The 14,873-nt window shown below is 65.4% G+C and carries 12 protein-coding genes; 8 read left to right on the top strand and 4 right to left on the bottom strand.

Annotated features, from left to right (window positions below; genetic code table 11):
- Positions 1-20: 20 nt before the first annotated feature.
- The 3 genes from hpaE to ACSU1G_RS27970 are packed head-to-tail and all read right to left on the bottom strand — an operon-like array spanning position 21 to position 3,665.
- The gene (hpaE, locus tag ACSU1G_RS27980; RefSeq protein WP_439283815.1) at positions 21-1,517 is read right to left on the bottom strand and encodes a 5-carboxymethyl-2-hydroxymuconate semialdehyde dehydrogenase; all 1,497 of its coding nucleotides are present in this window, start codon (positions 1,515-1,517) and stop codon (positions 21-23) included.
- 13 nt (positions 1,518-1,530) lie between these two features.
- Positions 1,531-2,211, bottom strand: a complete 681-nt coding sequence (locus ACSU1G_RS27975; RefSeq protein ID WP_439283813.1) for a GntR family transcriptional regulator — start codon at positions 2,209-2,211, stop codon at positions 1,531-1,533.
- Positions 2,208-3,665 (bottom strand): fumarylacetoacetate hydrolase family protein, encoded by a 1,458-nt coding sequence (locus ACSU1G_RS27970; RefSeq protein ID WP_439283811.1) that lies wholly within the window; start codon positions 3,663-3,665, stop codon positions 2,208-2,210. Before ACSU1G_RS27970 ends, ACSU1G_RS27975 begins: the two co-directional genes overlap by 4 nt.
- A 127-nt stretch (positions 3,666-3,792) precedes the next feature.
- Here ACSU1G_RS27970 and ACSU1G_RS27965 point away from each other — a divergent pair, with 127 nt between their 5' ends.
- From ACSU1G_RS27965 to ACSU1G_RS27930, 8 genes are all read left to right on the top strand, one after another.
- Positions 3,793-5,166 carry an MFS transporter gene (locus ACSU1G_RS27965; RefSeq protein ID WP_439283809.1) on the top strand — a complete coding sequence of 458 codons (1,374 nt, stop codon included), beginning with the start codon at positions 3,793-3,795 and terminating at the stop codon, positions 5,164-5,166.
- Positions 5,167-5,229: 63 nt separating this feature from the next.
- Positions 5,230-7,083, top strand: coding sequence for an FAD-dependent monooxygenase (locus tag ACSU1G_RS27960; protein WP_439283807.1), 1,854 nt, complete (start codon positions 5,230-5,232; stop codon positions 7,081-7,083).
- A 118-nt stretch (positions 7,084-7,201) separates the two neighbouring features.
- Entirely contained in the window at positions 7,202-8,158 is a 957-nt protein-coding gene (locus tag ACSU1G_RS27955; RefSeq protein WP_439283805.1) for an ABC transporter ATP-binding protein, read from the top strand.
- Between the two features lie 2 nt (positions 8,159-8,160).
- Complete coding sequence (locus ACSU1G_RS27950) at positions 8,161-8,922, top strand: ABC transporter permease (protein ID WP_439283803.1); 762 nt, start codon at positions 8,161-8,163, stop codon at positions 8,920-8,922.
- A 10-nt stretch (positions 8,923-8,932) separates the two neighbouring features.
- On the top strand, positions 8,933-10,114 hold the full coding sequence (locus tag ACSU1G_RS27945; protein WP_439283801.1) for a sensor histidine kinase: 1,182 nt from the start codon (positions 8,933-8,935) through the stop codon (positions 10,112-10,114).
- Positions 10,111-10,731 (top strand): response regulator, encoded by a 621-nt coding sequence (locus tag ACSU1G_RS27940; protein WP_439283799.1) that lies wholly within the window; start codon positions 10,111-10,113, stop codon positions 10,729-10,731. The genes ACSU1G_RS27945 and ACSU1G_RS27940 overlap by 4 nt, the downstream gene beginning before the upstream one ends.
- Positions 10,732-10,811: 80 nt before the next feature.
- Positions 10,812-11,192, top strand: coding sequence for a VOC family protein (locus ACSU1G_RS27935; protein WP_439283797.1), 381 nt, complete (start codon positions 10,812-10,814; stop codon positions 11,190-11,192).
- Between the two features lie 115 nt (positions 11,193-11,307).
- On the top strand, positions 11,308-13,068 hold the full coding sequence (locus ACSU1G_RS27930; RefSeq protein WP_439283795.1) for a Na+/H+ antiporter: 1,761 nt from the start codon (positions 11,308-11,310) through the stop codon (positions 13,066-13,068).
- Between the two features lie 18 nt (positions 13,069-13,086).
- Here ACSU1G_RS27930 and ACSU1G_RS27925 read toward each other — a convergent pair whose 3' ends face one another.
- On the bottom strand, positions 13,087-14,820 hold the full coding sequence (locus ACSU1G_RS27925) for a thiamine pyrophosphate-binding protein (RefSeq protein ID WP_439283793.1): 1,734 nt from the start codon (positions 14,818-14,820) through the stop codon (positions 13,087-13,089).
- Between the last annotated feature and the right edge of the window lie 53 nt (positions 14,821-14,873).

The raw sequence follows: 14,873 nt of genomic DNA, 5'->3' as shown, positions 1-14,873 counted from the left end.
CAGCGTCCTTGCTGGAAGGGTCAGTTCTTGCCGAAGGTGGGGGAGTGTGACTCAGCGAGTGTGATGTGCACGGACTGCTGGTCGGTATAGAAATCGATCGAACGATAGCCGCCCTCGTGGCCGAGACCGGAGGCCTTCACGCCGCCGAACGGGGTGCGGAGGTCGCGCACGTTGTTGCTGTTCAGCCACACCATGCCCGCCTCGAGGTCGCCCGCGAAGTTGTGCGCGCGCTTGAGGTCATTCGTCCAGATGTACGCGGCCAGGCCGTACCTGGTGTTGTTCGCCAGTGCCAGCGCCTCTTCATCGGAAGCGAATGGCGTGATCGCGACCACGGGGCCGAAGATCTCCTCTTGGAAGATTCGCGCGTCGGGTGAGACATCGGCGAATACGGTCGGGGCGACGTAATTACCCGTTTCGAAGCCCTCCGGGCGCCCACCACCGGCGACCAGGCGCGCCTCGGTCTTGCCGATCTCCACGTAGCTCATGACCTTGTCGTAGTGCTCTGGATGCACGAGTGCGCCGACCTCCGTGGTCGGATCGTTCGGCAGTCCGACTTTGACACGCTTCGCTTGAGCCGCGTATTTCTCCACGAACTCCTCGTATATCGACTGCTCGACGAGGATGCGGGAGCCGGCAGTGCAGCGCTCGCCGTTGAGCGAGAATACCCCGAAGATGGTCGCGTCGATCGCGGCATCCAGGTCGGCATCGGCGAAGACGATTGCGGGGGATTTGCCGCCGAGTTCCATCGAGAGACCTTTGAGGAACGGTGCCGCGTTGGCGAAGATCAACTGCCCGGTGCTGCTTTCACCGGTGAAGGAGATCAGCGGCACATCCGGATGCTTGACCAGGGCGTCGCCGGCATCCTCTCCGAGTCCGTTGACAAGGTTGAAGACGCCCTTTGGCAGTCCTGCCTCCTCGAAGATTCCAGCCCACAGGGATGCGGAAAGCGGCGTGAACTCCGCGGGTTTGAGCACGACGGTGTTGCCGGTCGCGAGAGCCGGTCCGAGCTTCCACGACTCGAGCATGAATGGCGTGTTCCATGGCGTGATGAGGCCAGCGACGCCGATCGGCTTGCGGTTGACGTAGTTGATCTGACGTCCGGGCACTTTGAAGGTGTCATCCGCCTGGGCGACGATCAGATCTGCGAAGAAGCGGAAGTTCTCGGCCGCACGGCGTGCCTGACCGAGCGCCTGTGTGATCGGCAGGCCGGAGTCGAAGCTCTCGAGCTCTGCGAGGCGCTGATCGCGCGATTCGACGATGTCGGCGATGCGGTGCAGCACGCGTGAGCGTTCGCGGGGGAGCATCCGCGGCCATGGACCGTCCTGGAACGCGCGCGTGGCGGCGGCGACGGCGAGGTCGATATCGGCCTTCTTGCCTGCGGATGCTGTGGTGTAGTTTTCGTTGGTCACCGGGTCGAGCACGTCGAAGGTGTCGCCGTCGATCGAGTCGACGAACTCGCCATCGATGTAGTGCTGGATGTGATCGGGGAGCTCTGCGGGGATGCGTGAATCAGTCATGGTTCCTCCGGTGTCAGTGGACGTGCATGCCGACGGCTTCGTCGGGGTGCTTCTTCGTGAGGTAGGCGTCAAGGGTGGCTGCGTGGTGCTGGCGCGCAACGCGTTCGATCTCGATGATCGGGGCGCCGTTCTCGATCAGGGCAACGATGTTCTCGTGCTCACGCACCGACTCATGTGCGCGGCCGGGCACGAAGTTGAATGTTGAATCGCGCAGTCGGTTCAGGCGCGCCATCTCGACTGTCACGAGCTCCTGTAGTCGCGGGTTCGGGCACGCGGCGATGAGCGCCGCGTGGAACTGCTGGTTGAGGCGTGTGAACGACGGTGGGTCGAAGTGATCGAGAGTCTCGATCATCTGAGCATTGATCGCGCGGGCGAACTTCAGATCGTCGGCGCTCAGATGGGGGGCGGACATGGCCGTTGCGCTGCCCTCCAGGATGCTGAGTGCCTCCATGCTGTGCCGATACTGGGCATCGTCGACCATCGCGACTCTGGCGCCGACATTGTGCTCGAAGTGCACGAGCCCTTCGGCTTCGAGTTGACGGATCGCCTCACGCACCGGCACGACGCTCATGTCGAGCTCTCCAGCGATCGCGCCAAGGACGAGCCGGTAGCCGGGGGTGTAGGTCTGGCCCGCGATGCGCTCCTTGATCCAGTGGTACGCGCGCTGCGACTTGCTGATGATGACCTGTGTCATGGGCGGCTGCCTTCGTACTTCGCACGCCATTCGGCGTTCATCGGAAACAACCCGTCCAGGCCGTAGCCTTCAGCGACGCGCGCGGCGATCCAGGCATCCTCTGTCTCCTGGGCGAGTGCGGCGTCGGCGACCTGCTCTGCGAGAGCGGCCGGGATGACGATCACGCCGTCTCCGTCGCCGACGATGATGTCGCCGGGCTCGACGGTGGTTCCTCCGCAGGCGACGGCCACGTCGTACTCCCACGGCACGTGCTTGCGTCCGAGCACCGCCGGATGTGCACCGCGCGAGAACACCGGAAGTCCGATCTCGACGACGGTGTCGTAGTCGCGCACGCCGCCGTCCGTGACGATACCGGCCGCTCCCCGCGCCTGCGCGCGCAGAGCCATGATGTCGCCGAGGGTGCCGGAGCCCGATTCGCCTCGGGCCTCGATCACGATGACCTCGCCCTCACCGACTGTGTCGAACGCGCGCTTTTGCGCGTTGTATCCGCCGCCATGAGTCTTGAACAGATCCTCGCGGCCGGGCACGAACCGCAGCGTTTTTGCGGTGCCAACGAGTGTCATGCCGGGCTGGGCCGCGTGCACACCGTCGATGATGCAGGCGTTGATGCCGAGTTTGCGTAGTTGTGCGGAGAGGCCGGCAGTGGGAGCAGCCTCGAGCTTGGCGCGAAGTTCGGGGGAGAGCACGGTGCCGGTCGGTGCGCTGGGGAGGAGCCCAGCGGCCTCCGCCGAACCCCACGCCTCGGTGCGCTGCACGTCGTCGACGGCTGGCATCGATCCGAGCGTCTCGTCGAACGGCACGTCGCCCTGCGTGACGGTGGTAACCAGTCGGCCGGATGTCGGGGCTCCCGGTGCATCTGGGGCATCCACCTCGATCTCGACGACGTCGCCGGGCACGATCACGGAGGATCCGGCCGGGGTGCCAGTGAGGATGACATCGCCGGTCTCGAGGGTGAAGTGCTGGGAGAGGTCGGCCACGAACTGCGCGAGCGGGAAGATGAGCCCGTCCGAAGTGTCGTCCTGGCGGAGCTCGCCGTTGACCCAGGTGCGAACACGGATGCCGGTCGGGTCGATTGCTCGCGCGTCGATCAGGCGCGGGCCGAGCGGCGTGTAGCCGTCGCCGCCCTTGGAGCGGACGTTGGAACCTTTGTCGTTCGCGCGCAGGTCGTAGAGGCCGAGATCATTCGCGGCGGTGACGGATGCGACGTGCGACCAGGCATCCTCGATGCGGACGTGGCGGGCAGGAGTGCCGATGATCAGCGCGATCTCACCTTCGAAGGCGAGGAGCTCGGTACCGGCCGGCCGTTCGACGGTGCCACCGGACGGTGCGATCGAGCTTGCGACCTTGAAGAAATAGGAAGGATGCGCGGGGCGCCGGCCACGCTGATCAGCACGGGACGCGTAACTGAGGTGGATCGCGATGATCTTGCCGGGGCGGGCAATCGAGTCCGTCACGTTGGGCGCCTCCTTGCGTCTGTACGACGCTCTTGTGCGACGTATTCGAAATCGTATATCATCCTGGCAGTGGGTTGCAAGCATGCATCTGCTGCCCGTGACAACGACGTCATCCAAGGAGCATTCAATGACTGATCAGCCCGGCTTCACGCCGACAGGCACCATCGCCAGCGCGGCGGATCGCCGTCGCGTCGTCTTCGCCACAGTCGTCGGAACCACTGTCGAGTGGTACGACTTCTTCATCTACGCAACAGCGGTTGGCCTGGTCTTCGGGCAGCTGTTCTTCTCGTCTCTCGGCACCGATTCCGTGATCCTCGGCTTTGCGACCGTCGGCATCAGCTTCCTGTTCCGGCCCCTTGGCGCCTTCCTCGCCGGTCACTTCGGCGACAAGCTGGGACGCAAGCGAGTGCTGATGTGGACGCTGATCCTGATGGGGGCCGCGACAGCCCTGATCGGCGTCTTGCCGACAGACGAGGTCATCGGCATCGGTGCCCCCATCCTGCTCGTGATCCTGCGCATTCTGCAGGGCATCTCGGCGGGTGGCGAATGGGGCGGCGCCGTCCTGATGGCCGTCGAGCATGCGCCGAAGAAGCGCCGCGGCATCTTCGGTGCCTCGCCGCAGATCGGCGTGCCGCTGGGACTTCTGCTGGCATCCGGTGTCATGGCGATCATGACCGCGATCGCACCCGGGGAGCAATTCCTCGCGTGGGGCTGGCGCATTCCGTTCCTGCTCAGCGTCGTACTGATCCTGGTCGGCTACTACGTGCGTCGCAACGTCGAGGAGAGCCCGGTATTCCTTGAGCTCGCCGAGCGCAAGGAGAAGGCGAAGATGCCGATCGTGCAGCTGTTCCGCAAGCACACGCCGCTCGTCATCATCGCCGCGCTCGTCTTCGCCGGAAACAACGCGATTGGCTACATGACCACCGGCGGCTTCGTCCAGCGCTACGCGACTGCCGAGGACGGACCGATCGCTCTCGAATTCGGACCCGTGCTCTGGGCGGTTACCGGCTCCGCTGTCACCTGGCTGCTGAGCACGCTTCTCGGCGGATGGATCTCCGACAAGATCGGTCGCCGCAATACCTATATCACCGGCTGGGTCCTGCAGCTGGTGGGTGTCTTCCTCCTGTTCCCGCTCGTGAACACGGCAAACGTCTGGCTGTTGTTCCTCGGTCTTGCGATTCTCACGATCGGGCTCGGCTTCACCTATGGTCCGCAGGCGGCGCTGTACACCGAGTTGTTCCCCGCATCCATTCGGTTCTCTGGGGTCTCGATCTCGTACGCGATCGGCGCGATCGTCGGCGGTGCGTTCGCTCCGACGATCGCCGCGGCGATCGTGAAAGCGACCGGCTCGACCGACATGGTGACCTGGTACCTCGCCGGGATGACGGTGATCGGCCTGATCGCCACGTTGCTGCTGCGTGATCGCAGTGGTATCCCGCTCGGTCCTGACCACGAGGAAGAGCAGGCGAAGAGCCCGATCTACGGCTTCGCGAGGGCCTGAATCTCATCAGGGGCGGATGCCTGTGGCATCCGCCCCGTCTCTCGATTTTCTGAAGGAGTTTCGATGCAGTTCCACCACCACGGCTACGTCTCGCAGGACCCACGCATCGTCGAGGCGTCTGGCACCGGGGTCGATCGCCCTGGCGAACTGCCGGATGAGACGGACGTGCTCATTGTCGGCTCCGGCCCCGCTGGCATGCTGTTGGCTGCACAGATGTCGCAGTTTCCGGACATCACCACCCGGGTCATCGAGAAGCGCGATGGCCGCCTCGTGCTCGGCCAGGCCGACGGCATCCAGCCACGCAGCGTCGAGACGTTCCAAGCCTTCGGCTTCGCAGAGCGGATCACGGCCGAGGCGTACAACATCGCCTACATGAACTTCTGGGGACCTGACCCGGAGAACCCTGGCGACATCATTCGCACCACGCGTACCGAGGACTACGGCCTCAAGATCAGTGAGTTCCCGCACCTGATCGTGAACCAGGCCCGCGTGCTGGACTACTTCGCGGAGGCCGCCGCGCACGGCCCTGGACGGATCATTCCGGACTACGGCGTGGAGTTTCTCGGGCTGACGATCACAGACCAGGGTGAGTCCCCGATCGAGGTGCGCGTGCGGGATGCCGCGGGCGAGCGCACCATCCGAGCCAAGTATGTCGTCGGTAGCGATGGCGCGCGCAGCGGCGTGCGCGAGGCGATCGGACGCACCCACGTCGGAGAGTTCTCCGCGCATGCCTGGGGCGTCATGGACGTGCTCGTGAACACCGACTTCCCGGATTGGCGCACCAAGTGCGCGATCAACGCGCAGGCCGGTAACATCCTGCATATTCCGCGCGAGGGCGGCTATCTCAGCCGGGTCTACGTCGATCTGGGTGAGGTCGCCGAGGACGATAACCACCAGGTGCGCCAGACTCCGATTGAGGCGGTCATCGCCAAGGCCAACGAGATCCTGCATCCGTACTCGCTGGATGTGAAGGAGATCGCCTGGTCGAGCGTGTACGAAGTCGGGCACCGCGTCACTGATGGTTTCGACGATGTCGGCGGCGACGTCGATCGTCACCCGCGTGTCTTCCTTACCGGCGATGCCTGCCACACGCACAGCGCCAAGGCAGGGCAGGGGATGAACGTGTCAATGCAGGACGGATTCAACCTGGGTTGGAAGCTCGGATCGGTGCTCACCGGACGCAGCCCCGAGTCGCTGCTGTCGACGTATTCAGCCGAGCGGCAGCCGGTCGCGCAGCAGTTGATCGACTTCGATCGTGAGTGGTCTTCGCTGATGGCGCGTAAACCGGAGGAGATCTCCGACCCGCAGGAGTTGTCGAATTATTATCTGGCCACGGCCGAGTTCCCGTCCGGTTTCATGACGCACTACACGCCGTCGGCGATTACCGGCTCCGATGAACACCAGGCGCTCGCCGCCGGGTTCCCGATCGGGCGGCGCTTCAAGTCGGCCGAGGTGGTTCGGGTGTGCGACGGGAATATCGTGCATCTCGGCCATCACGCCAGGGCCGACGGGCGTTGGCGTGTGTACGCCTTCGCGGATGCCGCGGGGGAGAAGCTCGCGCCGTGGGCGTCGGCCGTCTCGCCGGTCCTCGCCCGGTACACGCCGGCGGACGCCGATGCGGATGCCGTGTTCGACGTGAAGGCGATTTATCAGCAGGCGTTCGAAGACATCGACATTCTTTCGGTGCCGGCACTGTTGCTGCCGAAGACGGGGCCGCTGGGGCTGACCGACTGGGAGAAGGTCTATACCGCGGCTCCCAATGCGTGGTCGAAGACGGACATCTTCTCTGAGCGCGAGCTGTCACGCGATGGCGTCGTCGTGGTCGTGCGCCCAGACCAGTACGTCGCCGCGGTGCTGCCGCTGGAGGCGACGGACGAGCTGGACGCATTCCTGTCGGGGGTGTTCCTCCCCGCCTGACCCGTGCTCCGCCCGTCGCGCTCGGCTGCGAGAAGTCGGTGAGAACGTGACACGTGTCATGTGAACGACGTGACAGCGCCCTCCGGAATCGAGCGGACGCACCAGCCAGGCTGTAAGCATGAGCACAGCACAGGAAACCCTGGCCTCCCCGCGACTCAGCGCCACCGCATCCGACACCGTCATCGCCATCGAAGGGCTGCAGAAGCACTTCGGCGCTGGCGACCGAGCCGTGAAAGCGGTCGACGGCCTGAATCTCAGCATCCGCCGCGGCGAGGTAGTCGCTTTGCTCGGCCCTAACGGTGCGGGAAAGACGACCACGCTCGACATGCTGCTCGGCCTCGCAGACCCCAGCGGCGGCACCGTTTCGGTCTTCGGTGAGCAACCGGCGAAGGCGGCAAAGTCTGGTGCCATCGCTGCAGTGCTACAGACCGGCGGTCTGCTGTCAGACCTCTCTGTCCGCGAGACGGTCGAGGTCATCGCATCCCTGCACGGCCCTGAGGCGCTCGGCCGCGTACCCGAGGTTCTCGCCGCCACCGACTTGGAGCCGCTGGCTCGCCGCCGGATCGCGAAGTGCTCGGGCGGCGAGCAACAGCGTGTGAAGTTCGCACTCGCGCTGGTCGCCGATCCGGACATCCTCGTCTTGGACGAGCCGACCGCAGGCATGGATGTCACCGCCCGTCGACACTTCTGGGACGTCATGCGCGCGGATGCGGATGCCGGGCGCACCATCATCTTCGCAACGCACTACCTCGAAGAGGCCGAGCAGTTCGCCCGCCGCACCGTGGTCATGCACCACGGCCGCATCGTTGCGGATGCCCCTACCGCTCAACTGCGCGCGAACCTCGGCGGGCGCACACTTGCCGCGAACCTTCCGGCGACCGACGCGGATTACCTGGTGCGGACGCTGAATGAGACCGACGGAATCACGGAAGTGCGCGTCGACGGTGAGCGCGTGAGCCTGCGCGCGACGGACTCGGATGCCGCAGCATCCGTTCTCTTGAATTCTGGGGCGCACGATCTAGAGATCGCCGCCCCCACCCTTGAAACCGCCTTCACAGCCCTGACGGAGAACTGATCATGACCATGTCGATCTCACCCACGATGCTGCGTATCGAAGCACTGCGCCAGATTCGCAACCCCTACACACTCGCATTCACGCTCGGGATGCCGGTGGCGATGTACCTGCTGTTCGGCGCGAGCATGTCCTACGGCTCGACGTCCATGGGGCACGGCAACGTCGCGTTCTACGTGATGGTGTCTATGGCCGCATACGGAGGTGCCGTCGCGATGAGCTCGATCACCTCGCTTGCCGCCTCCGAATCGAAGCAGGGCTGGGGCCGGCAGCTGGCGATGACTCCGCTCGGCACAGTGGGGTACGCACTGACGAAACTGGTGACCGCAGTGGCATTCGCGGCGCTCGCTGTGCTGGCGGTCTTCGCCGCTGGAATGCTGACCGGCGCCGAGAGCACTGACGCCTGGCGCTGGGGAGCATCGGCGGGGATCATCCTCGGGCTCGGGCTGATGTACGGCCTGTACGGACTCGGTGTCGGGCTGTTCTTCAATCCCGACACAGCAGCGGCGCTGGCATCCATCTCGATGACGTTCTTCGCGTTCTTCGGCAACGTCTTCATGCCCCTCGATGGCGTGATGCTCGACATCGCCCGCTTCACCCCGCTGTATGGTTTCGTCTCGCTGAGTCGTTGGCCACTCACCGATGGCGCGCTCACGACCGGTCAGTCCGACCCACTGTGGGCGGTCGTGCTGAACATCATCGTGTGGCTCGCGTTGTTCGCTGTACTCGTGGCGGCTGGCATCAAGCGCTCGCGTTCTCGCCGATAGGGTCGAAACCATGACGGATGATGTGACTCAAGGCGCGCGTGAAGCATCAGCGGCGGCCGCGGCCGGTGTCGCGCCTGCCGCGTGGGCGGCGCCATTCAGCCGTCATGACCGTGCCGGCGCAAGCTCACCCTGGGAGCGGTTCGGTTGGGTTATGGCGGCCGTCTGGCTGGTCTTCCTGGTGTATCCAGTGTTGGCGCTGCTGCGCGCGGATGCCGCGCCGGCCTGGATCGTTACTGGTTGGGTCGCGCTGGGTGCTTTTGTCGTGATCTATGTCGCCGGCTTCATGAACGGGATGAGCTTCGGCGGCGGCGGACTGACATCGCCGCCGAAGCCGATTCAATGGGCAGTTTTCGCGTCACTGATTGTCTGCACGGTTCTGACGGTTCCGGCAGTCGGCGGATCGGCATTGAGTTTTCTCCCATTCATCATGTCGTTCGCCTCATACGGACTTACGCGCATCGCACACTGGGTCACCAGCGGTGCAGGTATCGCGGTCACCGCAGCAGTGGTGTTCCTTACTCCAGACGGGATGACCTATCTGACAGTGCTTGCGATCATGGTGCTGCTCGCCGTAGTCAACACCGTTTCGACGACGCTGATCATCCGCTCTGCCGAGGCCGAGAGCCTGGGACTTGAGCTCGCGACGAGCGAGGGGCGCGAGGCTGTCGCTCGCGATGTGCACGACCTGGTCGGTCATTCGCTGACCGTGGTGAGCTTGAAGGCGCAACTCGTCCGCAAGCTCATCGACAGCGACCCGGAGCGTGCCAAGGCTGAGCTGGCCGATATTGAATCTCTCACGGCAGAGGCCATCGCGGGTGTTCGTGCCACGGTCGCGGGCGTGCGCAGCGCGGCACTGATCGAACAAATGACCTCGTGCGGCGACGCGCTGCAGTCCGCTGACGTGGCGATGGAGGTGGAAGGGGATGCTCGCGTGCTCTCACCCGCGCAGTCGTTGACAGCGAGCTGGATCCTCCGTGAGGCGACAACCAACGTGCTACGGCACGCAGGAGCGCAGACGGTGACGGTGCGCATCAAACCGGGCAGCTTCGCCGTGATCGATGACGGACGCGGCTTCGCCGGCGGCGAGGGCAATGGTGTGCGCGGGATGCGCGAGCGCGCGACGATCGGCGGCGCAACGCTCACCGTGCGTTCGGGCGAGACCGGTGGTACTCACGTGGAGGTGGCCTGGTGACCGACGCGAAGCAGATCAGACTGGTGATCGCGGACGATCAAGCGATGCTGCGCGGCGCGCTCGCCGCGTTGCTGGAGCTTGAGGACGATCTCACTGTCGTGGGTGTCGCCGGAGACGGTGAGGCGGCCGTGGAGCTGGTCGCACAGACGGCGCCGGATGTGTGCCTGATGGACATCCAGATGCCCGGTATGGATGGCATCGCGGCGACGCAGGCCGTGCGTGCTGCCAGTGCGCATACACGCGTCCTCATCGTGACGACGTTCGCCAGGCCCGGCTATCTGCGTGCGGCATTGGACGCCGGTGCCAGCGGCTTCGTGGTGAAAGATGCCCCGGTCGAGCAGCTCGCCGATGCCGTGCGACGTGTGCACGCCGGTCTGCGAGTCGTCGATCCGGCGCTTGCCGAGGCGAGTCTGTTCGAGGGAGCGAATCCGCTCAGCGAGCGCGAGCAGCAGGTGCTGCGGCTCGCCGCCGACGGGCGCAGCGCTGCGGCAATCGCATCCGAAGTATTCCTTTCTGCCGGAACGGTGCGCAACAACCTGTCCGCGGCGATTGGCAAAGTTGGAGCGGCCAACCGCGCGCAGGCCGTGCGGATGGCGCAGGACAAGGGCTGGATCTGACGCTGCATCTGTTCGATGTCGGACCCCGCGCGTAACTTTGATGCTGGTCGGGCGACGACGCTCACCAGAAGGAGAACATCATGGATTGGAAAATAGAACTCATCTTTGTGCCGGTCACTGACGTCGACCGCGCGAAAGACTTCTACCTAAAGATCGGTTTCAACGCTGACCACGATCAAACTCCCGTCGAGGGACTGCGCTTCGTTCAGATGACGCCGCCCGGATCAGCCTGCTCGATCGCGTTCGGGACGGGCCTCGGCAACGATCTCGAGCCGGGACAGCAGAACACGATTCAGGTTGTGGTGCCGAACGCTGATGAGGCATTGGCGCAGCTGCGCGAGGCCGACGTCGCGGCTGAGGGTGTCGACGAGCAGGCGTGGGGCCGTTTCGTCACCTTCGACGACCCTGACGGCAACACCTGGACGCTTCAGGAGCTGCCGGACTACAGCGCCTCGAGCTGACCGTCTCGTCGGCGGAAGGCCTTTCGTCGACGGCGGGGTGGGAATACCGTGAGCATGACGGGTGCTGTGTCCTGAGCACGTTGCGCTCGTCTGCGACGGCAGATCGGGTGGCCGCATGGAAGGTCTTGAGATCACGGTCCTGCTCGGGCTGACAATCCTGGCAGGAACGATGCTCGCGCCGCGGGTGCGCCTTGCGCTCCCGCTTGTGCTGGTCATCTTCGGTCTGCTGCTCGGATTCGTGCCGGCGCTACGCGAAGTGCAGTTGCCGCCGGAGACCGTGCTGCTGCTGTTCCTGCCGGTGATGCTGTTCTGGGAGAGCCTCACGACGTCGCTGCGCTCCATCCGGCGGGACTTCCGCTACATCCTGCCGATGAGCACGCTGCTGGTCGTTGCCTCGGCGTTCGCAGTCGCTGGAGTGGCAGTGCTTTTCGGTCTGCCGTGGGAGATCGCCCTCATCCTCGGGGCGGCCGTGGCACCGCCGGATGCGACGGCCGTCGCAGCCCTCGGTCGATTGCTGCCACAGCGTGCATTCATGAAGCTGAAGGCCGAGAGCCTCACGAACGACGGCACCGCGCTCGTGTTGTACGCGATCGCGATATCCCTCGCGGTCGGCGGCAACGTCACACCGCTCATGGTCACCTGGACGGTCGTGGTCTCCTATCTCGGCGGCATCGCTGTCGGGGTGGTGGCCGCTGCGGCTGCCTGGTTGCTGCTGCGGCGAGTGCGTACGACGATCACGATCAACGTGACCATGCTGCTGTTGCCGTTCACCAGTTTCCTGATCGCCGAGATGATCGGGGCCTCCGGGGTGCTCGCTGTGGTGGTCGCGGGACTGATCGCGGCGTACCTCAGCTCGCAGGTCACCACCGCAGCCTCGCGCCGTCAGGCCGAGGCGGCTTGGCCCTTCGGTGTCTTCATCCTCAACGGCGCGCTCTTTGTGCTGATCGGGCTGGAGGTGCAGTGGGTCGTGCACCAGACCTCCTTCCGTATGATCGGATGGCTGACGCTGGCCACGGTGGCTGCCTGGATCACGCTGCTTGTGGTGCGCTTTCTCTTCCAGCTTCTGGCTGTGCCGTTCCAGCTCATCGGCGGAGGCACGGCGCACCCGAGGGGTCTTCGCACTCGCATGCAGATCGTCAGCACCGTCGCCGGAATGCGTGGCGGCGTCTCTCTGGCGATTGCGCTTTCCGTCCCGCTCGCGATGCCCGACGGCTCCGCACTGGTCGGACGCGACGAGATCCTCTTCGTGACCGCCGGCGTGATTTTACTGAGCCTGCTCGTACAGGGGCCACTGCTTCCTGCGGTGGTGCGCTGGGCCGGGTACCCGGTCGATCATGCCCAAGACGAGGAATTCGAGCTCGCCGAACGTGCGATCTCTGGAGCCGCGATGGCCGCACTCGATCAGCTGGCGTCCGAGCACGGAATCAGCGATGAGGTGCGTGATCGAGTTCGCCGCGACGGGTACGAGATGCTCGAATTGGCGAATGCTCGCTCGATGGCCAGGGAGCGCGCGCTCATCGATGCCGAAGTCGGTGCGATGGAAGACCTGCTCGGCGCACCGGATCCGCTCGTCGGTACGTCCGAGGTGCTGGCTGATTCGAGTGGTGGTGTGGGCGGAGTCGTCGGTGACGACGTCGGAGATGGCACGACGTTGCAGATGATCGCCACCTCGACAGACGTCGATATGGCGCAGCGTTCACCACTCACACATCATGAGGAACTCGTCCGACTCAAGCTTGCGGTGCTCGAGCACGAGCGAGTGGTGTTGCGGGAACTGCGCCGCGCAGGCACAGTCGATGATCTCGTCGTTTATCGGATCTCGGCTCGGCTAGATCTCGAGCAGATCCGCATGGAGGGCATCGAGCAGCTCGATTGATGGCTGACCGCGTGCCGATCAGCTGTTCACGCGGATGATCTCCTGCTGGTACGGGGCGACGACGTCGCCGGAGATCCGCAGATCCAGCAGCAGGAAGCATCGGGTCGCGGCGTCCTCTGCAGCCCACGTGCCCAGACGATCGAGGTCTTCGACCGTGCGCACTACGACGCCTTCTGCTCCGACGGCCGCACCGAACGCCGCGAAGTCGACCTCGGGGATACGCATCGGCGCCTGCGCGAGGCCCTTCAGGCCGTACAGATTGACCTCGGCGCTGTAGGCGGCGTCGTTCCAGATCACCGCGCAGCCGTGCCCGGCGGCGGCGCGAACCGCGGATTCGAGATCGGCGATCGCCATGAGCCCTCCGCCGTCGCCCGAGGTGAGCACCACGGTTGACTCCGGGCGCGCCCTGGTCGCGCCGACGACGCTGGGCCAGCCCTGTCCGATCGCCTGGAACGCGGTGCCGATCATCATCATGCGGTCCGGTGCCGCCACCGGCCAGTACATGTTCGCCCAGCCGATGAAGTGCCCGCCGTCGGAGACCACGACGCGGTCATCCGGCAGCAACTCGGCGATGCGTCGCGCCGCCGAGCGGGGGTCGAGCCGTCCGTCCGCGGCGAGGTCGTCGCCTGGTTCGTATGCCCGAGCTGCTCCAACATCGACCCGTTCGCGCCAGCCCCCGTGCACAACTTCGGAGCTCGCATCCGACACGCCGTCTTCCGGCGTGGCCGACCCGGCGTGTCCTGCGGCAGCTCCGAAGTTGTGCTCGGCGGGGGCGGCGGTGAGACGGGCGACCAGTGCGTCGGCCACGACCCGGGCGTCGCCGCGGACGAAACCGCCGACGTGCGCGTGCGTTGCTGCGGGCGTCACATCGACCTGGAACACCCGCGTACCGGGCGCAAACAGCTCGCCGAAGCGCATCGTGAACTGGTTCAGCGAGGCACCGAAGACGACGGCGACATCGGCCTGGCGCACCAGCTCCATCGCACCCTCCGCCCCGAAACCTCCGGTGACTCCGAGGTCATATTCGGATGCCGGGAAGATTCCGCGACCGAGAGCAGTGGATGCCGTGAGCGCACCCGTCGCGTCGGCCAGTGCGCCGAGCGCGTCTCCCGCACCGGCGAGCCAGGCGCCACGACCGGCGAGCAGGAACGGCCGATCGGCTTCGCGCAGCGCCTCGGCGATGTCATCCAGCATCCCCTCGCTGAACTCGCCCTTCGGAATGAGTGGCGCGGGGACACGGGGCGTGGGAGCTGCGGGAACCGGCCCCGCCTCCAGCGCCGCCACGTCGTACGGAATCGCCAGCACGACCGGGACCCGATACGTGAGGGCGTGCTCGATGGCGATGATCGTGGTGGCCGCGGCATCCGTTCGCCCGACGGTATACGTGCGAGCGCCGACGGCCGATGCGAGCGCGATCTGGTCGACATCCCACGGCCGTGGGCCCGACGTCGGCTCATCTCCGACGACAAGTACGAGCGGAATGTGCGCCTGCACCGACTCGGCAAGAGCGGTCAGCGTGTTGGTGAATCCCGCGCCATAGGTGGTGGTGGCCGCCGCGATGCGGCCGGAGGCGCGGTGATGGGCATCGGCGGCGACCACGGCGCCTTGCTCATGGCGCACCGCCGTGAACTCCGCAGAAGTCTGGCGTTCGAGCGCATCGAGGAAATAGGCGTTCCCATTGCCCATCACGCCGAAGACGGCGTCGATGTGCTGGGCGAGAGTGCGGGCCACATGGGCGGAGACAGAGGGCATGGGAGTGCCTTTCGAGACGGTATCGGTGAGGAATTCCGTATGTGTCTCGCGCG

Source organism: Microbacterium sp. A93 (assembly GCF_051842835.1).
Note: the sequence above shows the minus strand (reverse complement) of the source record. Positions and strands in the feature narration are given on the sequence as shown.

Excerpts from the sequence above, each read along its gene's own strand:
- hpaE (WP_439283815.1), bottom strand. The coding sequence starts at position 1,517 with ATGACTGATTCACGCATCCCCGCAGAGCTCCCCGATCACATCCAGCAC.
- ACSU1G_RS27975 (WP_439283813.1), bottom strand. The coding sequence starts at position 2,211 with ATGACACAGGTCATCATCAGCAAGTCGCAGCGCGCGTACCACTGGATC.
- ACSU1G_RS27965 (WP_439283809.1), top strand. The coding sequence starts at position 3,793 with ATGACTGATCAGCCCGGCTTCACGCCGACAGGCACCATCGCCAGCGCG.
- ACSU1G_RS27960 (WP_439283807.1), top strand. The coding sequence starts at position 5,230 with ATGCAGTTCCACCACCACGGCTACGTCTCGCAGGACCCACGCATCGTC.
- ACSU1G_RS27955 (WP_439283805.1), top strand. The coding sequence starts at position 7,202 with ATGAGCACAGCACAGGAAACCCTGGCCTCCCCGCGACTCAGCGCCACC.
- ACSU1G_RS27950 (WP_439283803.1), top strand. The coding sequence starts at position 8,161 with ATGACCATGTCGATCTCACCCACGATGCTGCGTATCGAAGCACTGCGC.
- ACSU1G_RS27945 (WP_439283801.1), top strand. The coding sequence starts at position 8,933 with ATGACGGATGATGTGACTCAAGGCGCGCGTGAAGCATCAGCGGCGGCC.
- ACSU1G_RS27935 (WP_439283797.1), top strand. The coding sequence starts at position 10,812 with ATGGATTGGAAAATAGAACTCATCTTTGTGCCGGTCACTGACGTCGAC.
- ACSU1G_RS27930 (WP_439283795.1), top strand. The coding sequence starts at position 11,308 with ATGGAAGGTCTTGAGATCACGGTCCTGCTCGGGCTGACAATCCTGGCA.
- ACSU1G_RS27925 (WP_439283793.1), bottom strand. The coding sequence starts at position 14,820 with ATGCCCTCTGTCTCCGCCCATGTGGCCCGCACTCTCGCCCAGCACATC.